The organism is Streptomyces sp. NPDC027672 (assembly GCF_055566335.1).
The window spans coordinates 95651-111029 of the sequence record NZ_JBVHSO010000005.1; the positions used below are offsets into that span (position 1 = coordinate 95651).

General features: G+C 72.6%; 10 protein-coding genes. 3 read left to right on the plus strand and 7 right to left on the minus strand.

Going from position 1 to position 15379, the window contains the following annotated elements:
- Positions 1–25: 25 nt before the first annotated feature.
- From ACZ4SV_RS14325 to ACZ4SV_RS14355, 7 genes are all read right to left on the minus strand, one after another.
- Complete coding sequence (locus ACZ4SV_RS14325; protein ID WP_468004295.1) at positions 26–859, minus strand: alpha/beta fold hydrolase; 834 nt, start codon at positions 857–859, stop codon at positions 26–28.
- Entirely contained in the window at positions 859–1071 is a 213-nt protein-coding gene (locus ACZ4SV_RS14330) for an MbtH family protein (protein ID WP_468004297.1), read from the minus strand. Before ACZ4SV_RS14330 ends, ACZ4SV_RS14325 begins: the two co-directional genes overlap by 1 nt.
- 24 nt (positions 1072–1095) lie before the next feature.
- Positions 1096–1893, minus strand: coding sequence for an enduracididine biosynthesis enzyme MppR (gene mppR, locus ACZ4SV_RS14335; protein WP_365941909.1), 798 nt, complete (start codon positions 1891–1893; stop codon positions 1096–1098).
- Complete coding sequence (locus tag ACZ4SV_RS14340) at positions 1890–3068, minus strand: aminotransferase class I/II-fold pyridoxal phosphate-dependent enzyme (RefSeq protein ID WP_468004299.1); 1179 nt, start codon at positions 3066–3068, stop codon at positions 1890–1892. The genes mppR and ACZ4SV_RS14340 overlap by 4 nt, the downstream gene beginning before the upstream one ends.
- Positions 3068–4225: an enduracididine biosynthesis enzyme MppP gene (gene mppP / locus ACZ4SV_RS14345; RefSeq protein ID WP_397979555.1), complete on the minus strand. Its 1158-nt coding sequence runs from the start codon at positions 4223–4225 to the stop codon at positions 3068–3070. The genes ACZ4SV_RS14340 and mppP overlap by 1 nt, the downstream gene beginning before the upstream one ends.
- Before the next feature lie 96 nt (positions 4226–4321).
- Positions 4322–5497, minus strand: a complete 1176-nt coding sequence (locus ACZ4SV_RS14350) for a tryptophan 2,3-dioxygenase family protein (protein WP_468004301.1) — start codon at positions 5495–5497, stop codon at positions 4322–4324.
- Entirely contained in the window at positions 5494–6510 is a 1017-nt protein-coding gene (locus ACZ4SV_RS14355; RefSeq protein WP_468004303.1) for a methyltransferase, read from the minus strand. The genes ACZ4SV_RS14350 and ACZ4SV_RS14355 overlap by 4 nt, the downstream gene beginning before the upstream one ends.
- Before the next feature lie 536 nt (positions 6511–7046).
- Here ACZ4SV_RS14355 and ACZ4SV_RS14360 point away from each other — a divergent pair.
- From ACZ4SV_RS14360 to ACZ4SV_RS14370, 3 genes are all read left to right on the plus strand, one after another.
- The gene (locus ACZ4SV_RS14360; RefSeq protein ID WP_397979551.1) at positions 7047–7697 is read left to right on the plus strand and encodes an ABC transporter ATP-binding protein; all 651 of its coding nucleotides are present in this window, start codon (positions 7047–7049) and stop codon (positions 7695–7697) included.
- Positions 7691–10285, plus strand: a complete 2595-nt coding sequence (locus ACZ4SV_RS14365; RefSeq protein ID WP_468004305.1) for an ABC transporter permease — start codon at positions 7691–7693, stop codon at positions 10283–10285. Before ACZ4SV_RS14360 ends, ACZ4SV_RS14365 begins: the two co-directional genes overlap by 7 nt.
- Before the next feature lie 192 nt (positions 10286–10477).
- Positions 10478–15379, plus strand: a complete 4902-nt coding sequence (locus ACZ4SV_RS14370) for an amino acid adenylation domain-containing protein (RefSeq protein ID WP_468004307.1) — start codon at positions 10478–10480, stop codon at positions 15377–15379.

Sequence of the window (15379 nt, forward strand, 5' to 3'; positions counted from 1 at the left end):
GTGCGATGGAGGGATTCCGGCCAGGTCAGTCCCGTCGCTCGCCGACGCCGTCGAAGAACGCGAGGATCTGCCGGTTCACCTCCTCCGGTTGCTCCAGGTACCCGTAGTGACCCGCGTGGTCGATCAGCCGGTAGACGGCGCCGGGGATGGCGCGCGCCACCTCGGCGACCAGGTGCGGGGGCGTGACGAGGTCGTCCGCGAAGCCGAGGACCAGGCACGGCGTGGTGATCGCGGCGTAGGCCGCGAGGCGACCGGGGTCCGGCGCGATGGCGAGCTGGTGCCGTAGTCCGGGGCCGGTCGACTGCGACTGCTCGAACACCGGGAGCCAGTCGGACACCGCGAGGTCGTCGTCGAGCGTGTGCGGGGACAGGTTCAGCATCGCCTGCCGGGCCGCGTGATAGCGGCGCGGCAGCGTGATGCCGGAATCCAGCAGCTCGATCTCGGCCCGGGCGGCGGCCGCGCGCAGGCGGTCGTCGCGGCCGCGGGTGGCCATCAGCACGGCGGCGGTGGCCAGATCGGGCCGGGTCAGCAGCAGCTCCTGCACCACGTGCGCGCCGAGCGACGTGCCCACCAGGCGGCACGGCCCGGCCCCCAGGTGCTCGATGAGCCCGGCCAGGTCGGCTGCGAGATCGCCGACCGTCAACCCCGCCTCGGCGGGGTCGCTGGGGGGCACACCCCGGGAGTCGTACGTGATCACTCGATAGCCGGACGCGGTGAGCGCCGGCACCTGGTACAGATGCCAGGTCCGGCCGCGACCGCCGGAGCCCATGACCAGGACGACCGGCTCCCCGCCTGCGCCGCCGTCGGGTACGGGGTCGTCGTAGTGCAGCCGGATGCCGCCGACGGTCGCGACACCCATCAGCGCGAGGCCATGCGGTCGGCCAGGCTCTTCGGGCGCATGTCGGTCCAGTGCTCCTCGACGTACGCGAGGCAGGTGTCGCGGTCCGTGTCGGGCAGCGCGACCGACCACCCCTCGGGGACGGCGGCGAAAGCGGGCCAGAGCGAATGCTGGCCTTCCTCGTTGACCAGCACCTTGAAGGTCGCGTCAGGGTCGTCGAACGGGTTCGTCATGTGCTGCTCCTTCCGGGAGGGGTTTCAGGCGAGTGCCTGGCCGGAGACGAGTGTCTCGGCGTATCCGAACACGTGACCACGGCCGACCGAGACCGGCCGCAGCGAGGCGAAGTCCGCGTCCAGGACGTCGAACATCTCGAGACTCGCGTCGCCCGACCACACCTCGGAGAACTCGACTCCGGTGACGGTCGAGGTCACCAGCTCCACGGGCGGCTGCTCACCGGCGAGCCAGGGCGACTGGACCCGGCTGTGCACCAGCGGCACGGTGTGCAGCGCCGGCGGTTCGGCGGCCGGGCCGGTCACGTGCACCGAGGCGTGGGCGATGCGGCGGCCTCCGGCCGCGGCGGTGCCGTGATAGGCGCCCGCGGCAGAGCCCAGGGGCCCCGCTTTGCCGACGCGCATCGGCCGGGTCTGATGCACCTCGCCGAACTGCTTCGGCATTCCCTGCACCCAGCCGCGCAGCAGCGGCACGGGCTGGTCGACCCAGGCGTAAGGGCACCGGGCCAGGGGGCGGCCGCGGTACTCGCAGCCGAGCAGGATCAGGAACTCGCTGAACTGGCTGGCCCCCGGGTCGGCGAGTTCGGTGCCCGGCTCCGAGCACCACTGCCAGTGCGCGAAGACCGCGGCGGCCTGCCCCGGATCGGCGCCGGGGTCGAGCTCGGGCGGGAGGAACAGCGCCGCCGCCGCGGGATCCACGTGGTAGTCGACCATGACGATCTCGCCGGAGAAGTGCCACGGCGGGGGAGTGAGCGTGGCCGACGTACCGGACGGGGAGAGCGGAAGGCTGTAGCCGCGCAGGCTGCTGGCGACGGAAGTGGTCATCGAGGTGTTTCCTCCGTTCTCCAGGCGGCGGCGAGCCGCGCGGCCGCCTCCGCCAGACGGTCGGGCGGGTTGAGGCTGTACGCGAGGCGCAGATGAGTGCCGACCGCGCTGCCGAAGCGGGAGCCCGGTGCCACCGCGACGCCTGCCCGGCCGGCCGCGGCGAGCAGCGCCGCCTCGCTGCGCCGCGGGTCGAAGGTCAGCCAGACGAAGAAGCCGCCGGCCGGACGGCTGACGGTCACCGACTCGTCCAGGCCGGACCGCAGGGCGGCCACGAGCGCCTCGCGCCGCAGCCGGAGCTGCCCACGCAGCCACGCCAGGCGCCGTTCGTAGCGGCCGTCCCCCATCAGCATGGACACGGCCAGCGAGGTCAGATGGTTGAGCGCGCCGCCACTGACCAGTTGTCCGCGCCCGGCCAGCGTGTCGATCAGGCCGGGTCCCGCCTCCAGCCAGCCCAGCCGCAGGCCCGGCCCGAGTGTCTTGGCGAACGACCCGAGCCGGATCACCCCCCGGCGCGCGGCCAGCGCGGCGAGCGAGGGCGGCGGGGCGGGGCGGTCCAGGCCCAGTTCCGTGTACGCGTCGTCCTCCACGATCGGCACGCCGTGCCGGGCGGCGACGGCGAGCAGCTCCCGGCGGCGCTGTACGCCCGCGACCGTGCCGGTCGGGTTGTGGAAGGTCGGCGTCAGATAGACGAACGCCACGTCGTCGCCGTGGGACAGGGCCCGGTCCAGGGCCTCGGGCCGTACGCCCTCGCCGTCGGCGTCCACTTCCCGCAGGCGCAGACCGTGGTCCGTCATGATGCTCCGGCCCAGGTCGTAGCACGTACGCTCGACCACGGCGAACCGGCCGGGCCGCCCCAGTACGGTGCACAGCAAGGTCAGCGCCTGGGAGCTGCCGGCGGTGACCATGATCTCCTCGGCCGTGCAGCCGTGCCGGGCGGCCAGCGAGGCGCGCAGTGGCTCGGCTCCGGCGTTCGCGCCGTAACTGAGCGCCGCGGGGCCGAACATGGTGAGGGCCTCCGCGTAGAGCGGCAGCACCTCGTCGACCGCCAGCAGAGCCGGTTCGAGGTAGCCGGGCCCGAGGTCGATGACGCCGGGCGGGGAGACGGCCTGCACCACTCCCGCACGCCACCACCGGGCCTGCGGAAGCGGGGAGACGGTCGTGTCCGGTCGCACCATCAGCCCCGCAGCTCCGGCACGCCCAGCAGGGCCGAGCGCAGCACCCGCGCGCCCGCGAGCAGGGTGGGGGAGTTCCGGGACAGGGCCAGGCGCAGCATCCGCTCGCCCTCGCGCGGCCTCGCCCAGTGGAACTTCTGGCAGGGCAGCACGTAGAGGTTCTGCGAGCGGACCGCCGACCAGACGTCCATGCCCAGCCGCGAGCCGACGTGCAGGCGCTCCACGCTGACCCGGGCCCGGTCGTCGACGAAACCGATGTCCGGCACGTCCGCCAACTCGGCACGCACCAGGGCCCGGTGGTCGGCGATCGTGCGCTGCAACTCGGCCAGGCCGCCGTCCGCCCCGTCGTCGGCGAACCGCTTCACCATGAGCAGGATCAGCGGCGAGGTGCCCAGCAGGATGTCCGAGTGGACCTTCTCGACCGGCAGGTCCACGTTGGCCGAGCGGACCAGCCAGCCGATCTTGAGTTCGAGCGTGGGCCACAGCTTGCCGGTGTCCTCGATGACCACCCAGCGGCAGCCGCTCGCGTCGAGCACGGCGTAGTGATCGAACTGCGCGTCGGGGTCGAACCCCCGGAAGCAGGTGTCCAGGGCCAGCACCACGCCGTACTCGGCGCACTGCTCGGCGAGCCTGCGCAGGCGGGCCTCGCTCATCACCCGGCCGGTGGGGTTGTTCGGCGTGGTGATGAAGACGCACCCGACCTGTTCGAGCAGCTCCGCCGGCAGGTCCTCGTCGTGGGCCTGCTCCTCCTCCACCGGCACCAGCCGCAGGCCGACCCCGCGCAGGATGTCCGGGATGTTGTCGAACGTGGGGTGGATCAGCGCCACCGCGTCGGACGTGGTGACCAGCGAACGGGCGAGGATCTCCATGGCCAGCGAGGACGAGTAGCAGCTCAGTGTCCGGCCGGCGGCGAACGGATGACTGTGCTGGCCGAGCATGCCGAAGAACGACTCGGCGGCCTCCTGCTCGATCTCGTCCACCGGGCGCACGGCAGCCTCGGCCCACATGTCCGGCAGTTCGGCGACGATTTTGCTCTGCGCGGCCGTGAGCTGCTGGCGGGCGTGCCCGTCGGCGAGGTTCATCGAGCTGGACAGGGCGAGGGTCTCGAACTGGGTCAGGTTCTCCGCGGAGACCGTCGGCAGCATTCTGTTCACAAGCACCTCTCAAGCGAGTGTCGGGCGAAGCGTGCTTGGAGCCACGGCGATGCCGGGACTCACCGGCGCCGGGGCGCCGGGATAGGAATCGAGTGATCTCCGTCAGCAGAAGGCGAACCGGGTGAGCAGGTGCCCGGCGTCGTCCGTACGGTCACCGGACGGCAGTCCGGCTTTTCCGACGAAGCGTTTGAGGTAACCGGCGCCCTCGGTGCCGCCGGACCCCGTCATCTCCGGCAGGTAGCGGCGGCCGAACCCGTAGTGCCGGCCGCGCCAGATGTGCAGCGGCGCCTCGCTCGCCGCGAAGGCCTCGCGCACGTCGGCATCGCGGGCGCCGGCCGCGGCGTCCCGCAGGGACGTGAACGCGCGGAGCAGCGGGCTGCCGACCGGGGCCAGGTGCGCGAACCGCTGGTAGATCTCGGCCTTCCGTTCGTCGTAGCCGTACACCACCAGCTCCATCAGGTGGTAGTTGAGCGACTGGACCGCGCTGGCACTCCCCGTCGCGTCCCGGAAGCCCATGAACAGCTCCGGGGTCAGCGTGCGCAGCGCGTGGAAGACGACGTTCAAAAAGTCGGCCGCCGAGGTGAGCTGGCTCATCCGCAGGAGGTACGCGCCGCGGTCACGGCCGATGGCCTCGGTCGCGCGGCGCGCGGTCCAGCGGACGAGGAAGAAGGCGATCTCGCAGGCCTGCACGGCACGCATGAAGATGTGCTCGTCGTGCTTGTCCGACCAGCGGAATCCCGAGCACCGGTTGACCACCAGCAGGTCGCGGACCAGCACGTCGTCGTGGCCGGCGCGCCGGACCAGCCCGGCGCCCGCCATGGTGCGGTCCGGGCCGACGGGGGACCGGCCGAGGTGGTCGAGCACGGCCGTCAGACGGCGCACGCGTTCCGCGCCCTCCTCGACCGTGGTCTCGTGCCGCCCGGCCTCGCGCTCCTCCAGCGCGATCAGGTCGGTCACGAGCGCGTGCAGAAGCAGCAGGCTCGCCTCGTACGCGTCCTCCCGCCGGGCGAGGTACCAGCCGGTCACGTGCAGTCCGGTGTAGCGGTAGTACTCGGGTATGTCGAGGCGCCGGCTGAACGGCCGGGTCAGCAGCCGCAGGATCTCGTTCTCCTCGGTGTCCGGCCCGGCCACGGCCGCGTCGTACTGCTCGGACAGCCGAAGGACCTCCTCCTCGGGCAGTTCGGCGAGGGGCGTGGCGTGCAGCCGGGCAGCCAGCTCGGCGCAGCGGACGGGCAGTTCCCGCGCGGGGACGGGAGCGACGGCGGGTACGGCGCTCACCGCCCGGACCCGCTCTCGGCCCGCCGGCCGATGATCAGATGCTTGTCGCCGCCGGAGCGCCGGACCGTGCCGTCCACGAAGCCGGCACGACGCAGCAGGCCCAGGTACTCGGTCGCCGTGCGGTGCCGGCCCCGGGTCTCGACGTGCATGGAGAGGTTCATGACGGCCGTGGCGAGGGGGCCGCCGCGGTCTTCGTCGAAGAGCCGTTCCATGACGAGGACCCGGCCGCCGGGGAGACAGGCGTCGTACGCCTTGCGCAGCAACGTCGCACAGGTCTCGTCGTCCCAGTCGGACAGGATGTAGCCGAAGGCGAGGCAGTCGCCGGCCGGCAACGAGTCGTGGAAGAAGTCGCCGGCCGCGAAGTCCAGCCGGTCTCCCACCTTGTGCTCGGCGGCTCGTGCGGCCAGGTGCGGACGGACCTGGGGGAGGTCGAACACGGTCGCGCGCAGTTGTGGGCAGGCGTGCAGGGCGGCCACCGAGAAGGGTCCGCTCGCTCCGCCCACGTCGATCAGCCGCCGGGCGTCGCTCAGGCCGGCCAGGGCCACGAGTTCGTGCGAGACGTGATGGCTGAGGCCCCACATCGCGTTCAGGAACCGGCCCACCGACTCGTCGTCGCGGTAGAGGGCCTCGAACGGAGCCGGCGTGTCCCGGTCGCTCTCGGCCTTGCCCGCGCGCAGGTAGCCGCTCAGCCGTCCGAACTGCTCGGAGGTGTCGCTGATCAGATGGTCGACGAACCCCATCAGGTAACGGGGGTCCTCGCGGTCGACGTACGGCCGTACGCCCGCCGCGAGCGCGTACCGATCGCCGTCCGCGTCGAGGACGCCGAAGGACGACAGCACCAGCAGGAGCCGCTCGAGGGTGTCCTCGTCGACGGCCAGGGCTGCCGCGATCTTCCCGGCGCTGTCGCCGCTGTGCCGTATCAGGTGCGCGAAGACGCCCTGTCCGTCCGCGACTCGCAGAGCGTGCGTGGCGTACATTCCGTAGACGGCGCGTTCCAGATTCGCAGGAATCATTTTTTCGCTGCCCATCGCTGCAAGGGAATTGTCAAGCGCTGTCGTCCCACCCGGCGGTGAGGAATCCTCCGGGGCGTCGAGAAGTATTTCGGCGTGCCCGACGGTTCGGCCATCTTGTTGACCGCAGAGCGAAACCCGCAGTTCAGAGCCGCCTGCCGGACGGCGCACCCCAGGGCACACCCCACGGCACCCCCGTCCACGTCGGCTCGCTTGGTGACGGCGCTGCCCGGCCCTCGCCGCGCCCAGTCGTTACCGGCAGAAGGGTGTATATCAGGCGTAAATATCCAGTCGGGCAGCCGATCGGGAAAGCCGTGGCCGAAAAGAGAGGCGTGCGGGCGAAAGCCGTTACTCCTGCCTTCGAGGTGCGGCTCGAAAACGTTTCTTCCTTGGGGCAGGGTTGATCGGGGAGGGCGTCGGCGTTACCGTCCCAGGAAACGGGGAAAGGGTGTGAAGTGGCTGGCGGGTCTGCTCTCTTACTGGAATCCGTGACGAAAATCTACGGTTCCGGCCGTAACGCGGTCACAGCCTTGGACGACGTGACGATGAGGGTGCCGCGCGGGACGTTCCTCGCGATCATGGGTCCCTCCGGCTCGGGGAAAAGCACGTTCCTGCACTGCTCGGCAGGTCTCGACAAACCCACGAAGGGCGGCGTCACCCTCGGCGACACCCGCCTGGCCGGCCTGAACGAGGAGCAGCTCACCGAACTCCGCCGGGAACGGGTCGGGTTCGTCTTCCAGGCGTACAACCTGCTCGACTCGCTCACCATCGCCGACAACGTGGGCCTGCCGTTCCGGCTGGCCGACGCCCCGATCCCCACCGACCGGATACACGCCGAACTGGCGCACGTCGGGCTCGCCGACATGGGGGACCGTTACCCCGGGCAGCTCTCCGGCGGTCAGCGGCAGCGCGTCGCCATCGCCCGCGCCCTCATCACGAGACCCGACGTCATCTTCGCCGACGAGCCGACGGGCGCGCTCGACACCCGCACCGGCCGGCAGGTCCTGCAACTGCTGCGGGGGGTCGTCGACCGGACCGGCCAGACCGTGGTGATGGTGACCCACGACCCGGTCGCCGCCTCACACGCGGACGCGGTGACCTTCCTGGCCGACGGCCGCCTGGCCGGCGAACTCGTCGGGCCCACGCCCGAGCGGGTGGCCGACCGGATGACCAGGCTGGGTGAGTGGTGAGCCGCAAGAGCAAGGCGGAGGCGGCGGATCCGCCGGCCGCCAGGAAGGCGAAGAAGAAGGTCCGCACGCTGTCACGCCGGAACCTCTCGCTGGCCTGGAGCACGATCCGCGGCCGCAAGGGCGGCTTCGCGGCGGTGCTGATCGCCGTCGCGGTCGGCTCCGCCGTGATCACCGCGTGCGGTGTGCTGCTGGAGACCGGCATCAGCTCCGGAGTCGCCGCCGAACGGTACGACCGCGCGGCCGTGGTCGTCGGCGGCACCCAGACCATGCCCGTCGAGGGCGACACGGACCCCCGGCTCTCCGAACGGGTCAGGCTGCCCGCCGGCACGGTCGCGAAGGTCGCTGCGGTCAAGGGCGTCGAGACCGCGGTCGGGGACGTCAGCGTCCGTACGGCCGTGCTGAAGCAGGACGCCGTCCTCGGCGGACCGCCCGTGTACGGGCACGGCTGGTCCGCCTCGGTGCTGGCACCGTTCACGCTGCGCTCGGGCACCCGGCCGCAGACGGCCGGCGACGTCGTGCTCGACGGCGACCTCGCCCGGCGAGCCGGAGCCGCCCCGGGAGACAAGGTCACGCTGGTGACCGGATCGGAACCGAGGGCGTACCGGGTCAGCGGCGTCGCCGAGCCCGGGACCGCGCTCGACCGGCAGTCCGCGGTCTTCTTCACCGACGACCAGGCGGCACGGCTCTACGGCACCTCCGACGAGATCGACGCGGTGGGTGTGCTGGCCTCGAAGGGGACCGACGCGGGCGACCTCGCCGGCCGGATCAAGAAGGCCGTGCCCGGCGTGGTCACGTACACCGGCGAGGACCGCAGCGATGTCGAGACGCTCGACGTCGGGCAGATGCGGGCGTTCGTCATCGAGATCGCCAGTGCGTTCGGCGCCACCATGATCCTGCTCGTGATCATCGTGGTCTCCGGCACGCTGGCCCTGTCGGTGCAGCAGCGCCGCCGCGAGCTGGCCCTGCTGCGGGCCGTCGGCGCCACCCCCCGGCAGGTGCTGCGCATGATCGGCGGCGAGGCCGTGCTGGTCGGCGGGACCGGCGCCGTGCTCGGCGCCGTCCCCGGCATCCTGCTCGCCAAGCTGCTGCACGCCGTGTTCACGGCGGCCGGCACGCTGCCGTCCGGCTTCTCGCTGGTGATCACACCGCTGCCCGTGCTGTGCGCCCTGCTGATCTGTGTCCTCGCGGCCCGGATCGGCGGCTGGCTCGCGGCCCGGCGCGCGGCCAAGGTCAGTCCCGTCGAGGCGCTCGGCGACGTGGCCGTGGAATCGAGGAAGCTGGGCTGGTTCCGGCTCTCGCTCGGTGCGCTGCTCGTGCCCGGGGGCCTGGCCGCCGCGATCGTGCTGCCGATCGCGCTGCCCGGCGAGTCCGCCATCGACGGCGCCGCCAGTTCCGCCCTGGTCCTGGTGATCGCCGTCGGCCTGCTCGGACCCAGGCTGTTCGGCGGCGTCGTGACGCTGCTCGGCCGTCGCCCGGGCAACGCCACCCGGTTCCTCGCCCTCGCCAACTCCCGGGCCCGGGCCCGCCGGCTCAGCGCCGCCACGACCCCGCTGATCATGGGCGTGACCATGGCGTCCGCACAGCTCTTCAGCGGCACGACGCTCGCCGCCGCCGCACACGACCAGGCCGTCGACGGCGTGATCGCCGACCATGTGGTGACCTCCGCGAGCACGGGGATCTCACCCGGCCTGGCCGCGGAGCTGCGGGGCGTCCCCGGTGTCCGCACGGTCGGCCCGGTCGCCCGGACCTCGACGATCCTCACCTGGCCCGACGGCGACAGCATCCAGTACCGGCTCTCCACGGCCCAGGGCGTCGACCCCGCGGCCGTACCGGACACCCTGGACCTGGACGTGCTGCGCGGCGACCTCGGTGGTCTCACCGGGTCCACGGTCGCCCTCAGCCGCCTCGTCGCCGGCACCGTCGGCGTCGACGTGGGCGGCCGTGTCGACGTGCACCTCGGCGACGGCACCGTCGAAAAGGCCAAGGTCGTCGCGGTCTACGAGAACGGGCTCGGCTTCGGCGACGTCACCCTGCCCCACGACGTGGTCATCGCGCACACCACCGACCACCTCGACCAGTGGCTGATGGTCAACTCCAGCCGGGAGGCGGACCTGACCGCGGCGCTGAAGCCGTACCCGACGCTGGGCGTGCGCGACGCCGGGGCGGTCACCGCCGCACCGACCGACGACGCGAGCGGCGGGGGGACCAGCCTCGTGCTCAACGCCGTCCTGCTCGGCTATCTCGCCATCGCCGTCGTCAACACACTGGTCATGGCGACGATCTCACGCCGGCGCGAGTTCGCCCTGCTGCGCCTCGTCGGCACCCGCACCAGCCAGGTCCGGTCGATGATGCGCCAGGAGGCGGGCATCATCGTGCTCTGCGCGGTCGTCGTCGGCACGCTGGCCGCGCTGCCGGCGCTGATCGGGATGAGCTACGCGATACGCCACTCGGTGTTCCCGTCCATACCGCCCCTGATGTACCTCGGCATCGTGGTCGCGGCCGCGGTGATCGCCTGGCCCGCCGTGATGCTGCCGGCCCGGCTCGCACTGCGGCCGCCGGCCGTGGAGGCGATCGCACGGCCCGAGTGACGTACGACCGCCGGCGCAGGTGAGGCGTGGCTTCGGCCACGCCTCACCTGTTTCGCGCACCCCCCCGCGGGACCGGCAGCCGAACGGGCAGTTTCCTCACCGCTCAACTACGTGGAGCCGGTACGCCCGCGCGCGCCAAGCTCGACCGTCCACTATCCGCGCGCCACGTGTGTCTCTAGTGAAGGGCCGAGCATGCCCCACGGTTTCGACAACGCACCCGCCGCTCCGGAGAACCGGGCTCTTCCCCACCTCATAGCCGCGCATGCCCGGCAGCAACCCGACGCGCCCGCCGTCGTCGAGGCCGGCACGACCCTCACCTACCGCGAGCTGGACGAACGCGCCAACCACCTGGCCCACCGCCTCGTCTGCGCCGGAGTGACCGCCGAGTCGCGGGTCGGCATGCTGACGGGCCGCTCGGGCCACTCGGCCGAGACCGTCGTCGCCCTGCTCGCCGTACTCAAGGCGGGCGGGGCCTACGTACCGCTGCACGAGAGCTACCCCGACGACCGGATCCGCTGGATGCTCTCCGAGACCGACGCGGTCGCGCTGATCGCCGACCGGTCGACCGCCGGCCGGGCGGCGACCGCCGGCACGCCCGTGCTCCTCGCGGACGGCGCGGACACGGGCCGCCGCGCCGACGCCCCGCAGATGATCCTGGACGAGGAGCAGCTCGCTTACGTCATGCACACCTCCGGCTCGACCGGCCGGCCCAAGGGCGTGTCCATCACCCACCGCAACATCATGGCGCTGGCCCGGGAACCCCGTATGCGCGCCTCGTTCGGCCGCAGCGCGCTGTTCATCGCGCCGCTCGGTTTCGACCTCTCCACCCTCGAAGTCTGGCTGCCGCTGCTCAACGGAGGCCGTCTGGTCATCGGGCCCGGGGAGCTGACCCCGCCGGGGCTGGCCGCACTCGTCGCGGAGCACCGCCTCGAAGCGGTCTTCCTGACCGCGACGCTGTTCCGGCTCTTCGCCGAGGAGCAGCCCGGCTGCTTCGCGGGGCTGCGCGAGGTGTGGGCCGGCGGCGAAGCCCCGTCGGCGACCGCCGTGGAACGGGTGCGGAGCGCCTGCCCGGGCATCACGCTCGTCAACGGGTACGGCCCGACCGAGTCCACGGTCTTCGCCACCTCGCACCGCACGGCACCGGACGAGGAACACGTCCGGGCCACCGTCATCGGCACGGCCCTCGACGACACCGAGACGTACGTGCTCGACGAGCGGCTGCGCCCCGTGGCACCCGGTGGCACGGGAGAGCTCTACCTCGGCGGCGACAGCACGGGCCGCGGCTACTTCGGACGCCCCGCGCTGACCGCCGAACGCTTCGTGGCCGACCCGTTCACGCCCGGCAGCCGCCTCTACCGCACCGGCGACTGGGTGCGCCTGACCGAGGACGGCCTCATCGACTTCCTCGGCCGTACCGACCACCAGGTCAAGATGCGGGGGTTCCGGATCGAGCTGGGCGAGATCGAGGCCGCGCTGCGCGACTGCCCCGGCGTCACCGACGCCGTGGTGGTGGTGCGCGAGAGCGGCCCGACGCGCAGCATCGTCGCGTATCCGACCGGACCGAGCCCCCTCGCCGCACGCGAGCTGCTCGACCAGGTGGCCGGACGCCTGCCGGGCTACATGCTGCCCGCGCGCGTCGTCTGGATGGACCGGCTGCCCGTCAACGCCAACGGCAAGGTGGACCGGTCCGCGCTGCCCGAGCCCCCGGCCGACGACGCCGAGGCGTACCGCGCGCCGCGCACGGACACCGAGCGCGCCCTCGCCACGATCTGGGCCGAGACCCTCGGAGCCGAACGGATCGGTGTGCGGAACGACTTCTTCGCCCTGGGCGGCGACTCCATCCTGGCCATGAGGATCGTCGCGCGGGCGCGGGCCGGAGGGCTCAGGGTGAGCACAGCCGACGTCTTCCACCACCGGACGGTCGAGGCGCTGGCCGACGCGGCGACGCCTCTCGACAACGTCCCCGCGGTACCGCACGGCTCGCCGCCGGCGGACAGCTACCCCCTGACCTCCATGCAGAGCGGCATGCTCTTCGACGCCCTCATGCTCGACGACCCGTCGCTGCACCTGGTCCAGTTCGTCGTCCGGCTCGGCGACGTCACCGACCCCGGGCGTCTCGGCCGGGCCTGGCAGGAGGCCGCACAACGCCACGCGGTGCTCCGGACCGAGCTCCGCTGGGCCGACGTCGAGGAGCCCGTGCAACTGGTCAGGGACGAGGTCACGCTGCCGGTGAGCCGGCTCGACTGGAGCGCCGTACCGGAGACGGAGCACCCCGCGCGGCTGCGGGAACTGCTCGACGCCGACCGCGCCGCCGGCCTCGACCTCACCAGGGCGCCGTTGAGCCGGGTCACCCTCGTGCGGCTCGGCCCCGACTCCGTCCAGCTCGTCTGGTCGATGCACCACGTGCTCACCGACGGGTGGAGCGCCGGGGAACTGCTCCAGGACGTGCTCGGGGCGTACCGCGGCGAGCCGGTGCGGAGACGGCCGCCGTTCCAGGACTTCGTGCACTGGCTCGCGGACCAGGACCTGGCCGCCGCCGACGCCTACTGGCGCGGCCGGTTGGCCGGCTTCACCACGCCGGTCTCCGTGCCCGGCGACCGACAGCCGCCCGAGGGCCACCGTCCCGCGGCCAGACAGGCGGTGCAGGTGACGGTTCCGCGGGAGACGGCCGCGCGGGTCTCGGCGTACGCCCGGCGCACCGGGCTGACCTCCAACACCCTGGTCCAGGCGGCCTGGGCGATCCTGCTGGCGCGTCTGAGCGGCGAACGCGACGTCTGCTTCGGCACGAGCACGGCGGTACGGCCGGCGGACCTGCCCGACGTCGAGTCGATGGTCGGCATGATGATCAACACCCAGCCCGTCCGGGTCCGGGTGGACGACGACGCGCACACCCGGTCCTGGCTCGCGGAGCTGCAACGCGAGCAGGCGGTGGCGCGGGAGTTCGGCCACGCTCCGCTGAACCGCGTGCAGTCCTTCGCCGACACGGCGCCCGGCACCGCGCTGTTCCACACCGTCGTCGTCTTCCAGAACTATCCGCTCGACCGGACCATGATCCGCGCGTTCGACGTCGAGTTCGCCACGAACTACCCCCTGGCGCTGAGCGTGTTCCCGGACGAGTCGCTGTCCATGCGACTGCTCTACGACGAGACGGTCTTCGAGCCGGCCACCGTGGAGCGGACCGCCGCGCGTCTGATCACGGTGCTGGACGCACTGGCCGCCGGCTCCGCGCCGAGCGTCGGCGACGTGACCGCGCTGACCGGTGCCGAGCGGGAACTCGTCCTCGGCGAGTGGGGCGTGGCCGCTCCCTCCGAGTACTCCATCGAGCGGCGCATGCACCGGATCATCAGCGAACGCGCCGCCCGATGGCCGGACACCGTCGCGATCGAGCGCGGCGAGCACCGGCTCACCTACGCGGAGGTCGAGGAGCGCTCCAACCGGCTCGCCCACCACCTGACCGGCCTCGGCGTCGGCGCGGACGTGATGGTCGGCGTGTCCGTCGAGCGCGGCCCGGACCTGGTCGTCGGCGTCCTCGGCGCCCTCAAGGCAGGCGGCGCGTACGTGCCGATCGACCCCGACTACCCCGCCGCGCGCACCGCCGCGATCCTGGCGGAGGCGCGCCCGGCAGTGGTGCTCACCCACACCCGCCACCGCGGCCTCTTCGCGGGCACGACGACCCCGCTCGTGCTGCTCGACGCGGACTGGCCCGCCATCGCCACCCGGCCGGCGACCGCCCCGCCCGACCACGGCAGCCCCCGCGATCTGCTGTACACCGTCTACACCTCGGGCTCGACCGGGAAGCCCAAAGGCACCATGGTCGAGCACCGCTCCATGGTCAACACCGTCGAGGCCGTCGTTCCCCTGCACGTGCGCCCCGGCAGCCGGATCTACCAGCTCTCCCCGATGAGCTTCGACGCCGCCTCACTCGTCCTGTTCAGCACGCTCGCGGGAGGCGCCACCCTGGTCGCCCCCGCGACCACCGGGACCTACGGCGGCGCCGAACTCATCGAGCAACTGCGGGAGGCCGATGTCAGCGCGGTCACCGGGCCGCCGACCGTCCTGCCGGCGCTCGACCCGGCGGCGCTCCCGCACCTCGACTCCATCCTGTGCGGCGGCGAGGTCCTCACCCCGGACCTCGCCGCCTCGTGGTCACCCGGACGCCGTCTGCTCAACGGGTACGGTCCCAGCGAATGCGCGGTCGCCGCGACGCTGTTCGCCGTGGAGCCCGGCGTCCGGTACGACCACGTGCCGATCGGCAGGCCGATCGCCAACACCAGTGTCCACGTCCTCGACGACCGGCTGCGCCTTGTGCCCCCCGGCGTCACGGGCGAGCTGTACCTCGGCGGCGACGGCGTGGGCCGCGGTTACATCGGGCGGCCCGGTCTGACCGCGGAGCGCTTCGTGGCCGACCCGTTCGGCGAGCCGGGCGCCCGCCTGTACCGCACCGGCGACCTGGTGCGCTGGAACCCGGACGGCACGCTGGTGTTCGCCGGCCGGACGGACGACCAGGTCAAGATCCGCGGTTTCCGGGTGGAGCCGCGCGAGGTGGAGCACGTACTGCTGCGGCACGAGGCGGTGGCCGAGGCAGCGGTCGTCGTGCAGGCCGACGGCGCCGGCAAGCGGCTCGTCGCGTACGTGGTACCGCGTACCGGCGTGCCGGCGGACGAGCTGCGCGCACACGTCGCCCGGCACGTGCCCGCGTACATGGTCCCGGCTGCCGTGGTGCCGCTGGCGGAGCTGCCGGTCAACCGCAACGGCAAGCTGGACCGGGCGGCGCTGCCCGTGGCGCGCGTCCGTCCGGACGAGGAGTCGTACGTGGCGCCGGCCGACCCGACCGAGGAAGCCCTCTGCCGGATCTGGGGCGAGGTACTGGCCGTGCCCCGGGTGGGCACACACGACAGCTTCTTCGACCTCGGCGGCGACTCGATCAACGCGATGCGCCTGGCCGTCCGCCTGCGCGCGGCGTTCGGCGTGCCGGTCTCCCCGAGAGATCTTTTCGAGCACCGTCGGGTGAGCGACCTCGCCGGAGTGGTCCGAGAGCGCGTCTTCGCGAGCCTCGCCGCCGTGTCCGGCGCCGCGGCTCCCGGCCGGATCTGA

Coding starts and splice junctions, on each gene's coding strand:
- ACZ4SV_RS14355 (WP_468004303.1), bottom strand. CDS start 6,510: ATGATTCCTGCGAATCTGGAACGCGCCGTCTACGGAATGTACGCCACG.
- ACZ4SV_RS14340 (WP_468004299.1), bottom strand. CDS start 3,068: ATGGTGCGACCGGACACGACCGTCTCCCCGCTTCCGCAGGCCCGGTGG.
- ACZ4SV_RS14330 (WP_468004297.1), bottom strand. CDS start 1,071: ATGACGAACCCGTTCGACGACCCTGACGCGACCTTCAAGGTGCTGGTC.
- ACZ4SV_RS14325 (WP_468004295.1), bottom strand. CDS start 859: ATGGGTGTCGCGACCGTCGGCGGCATCCGGCTGCACTACGACGACCCC.
- mppR (WP_365941909.1), bottom strand. CDS start 1,893: ATGACCACTTCCGTCGCCAGCAGCCTGCGCGGCTACAGCCTTCCGCTC.
- ACZ4SV_RS14370 (WP_468004307.1), top strand. CDS start 10,478: ATGCCCCACGGTTTCGACAACGCACCCGCCGCTCCGGAGAACCGGGCT.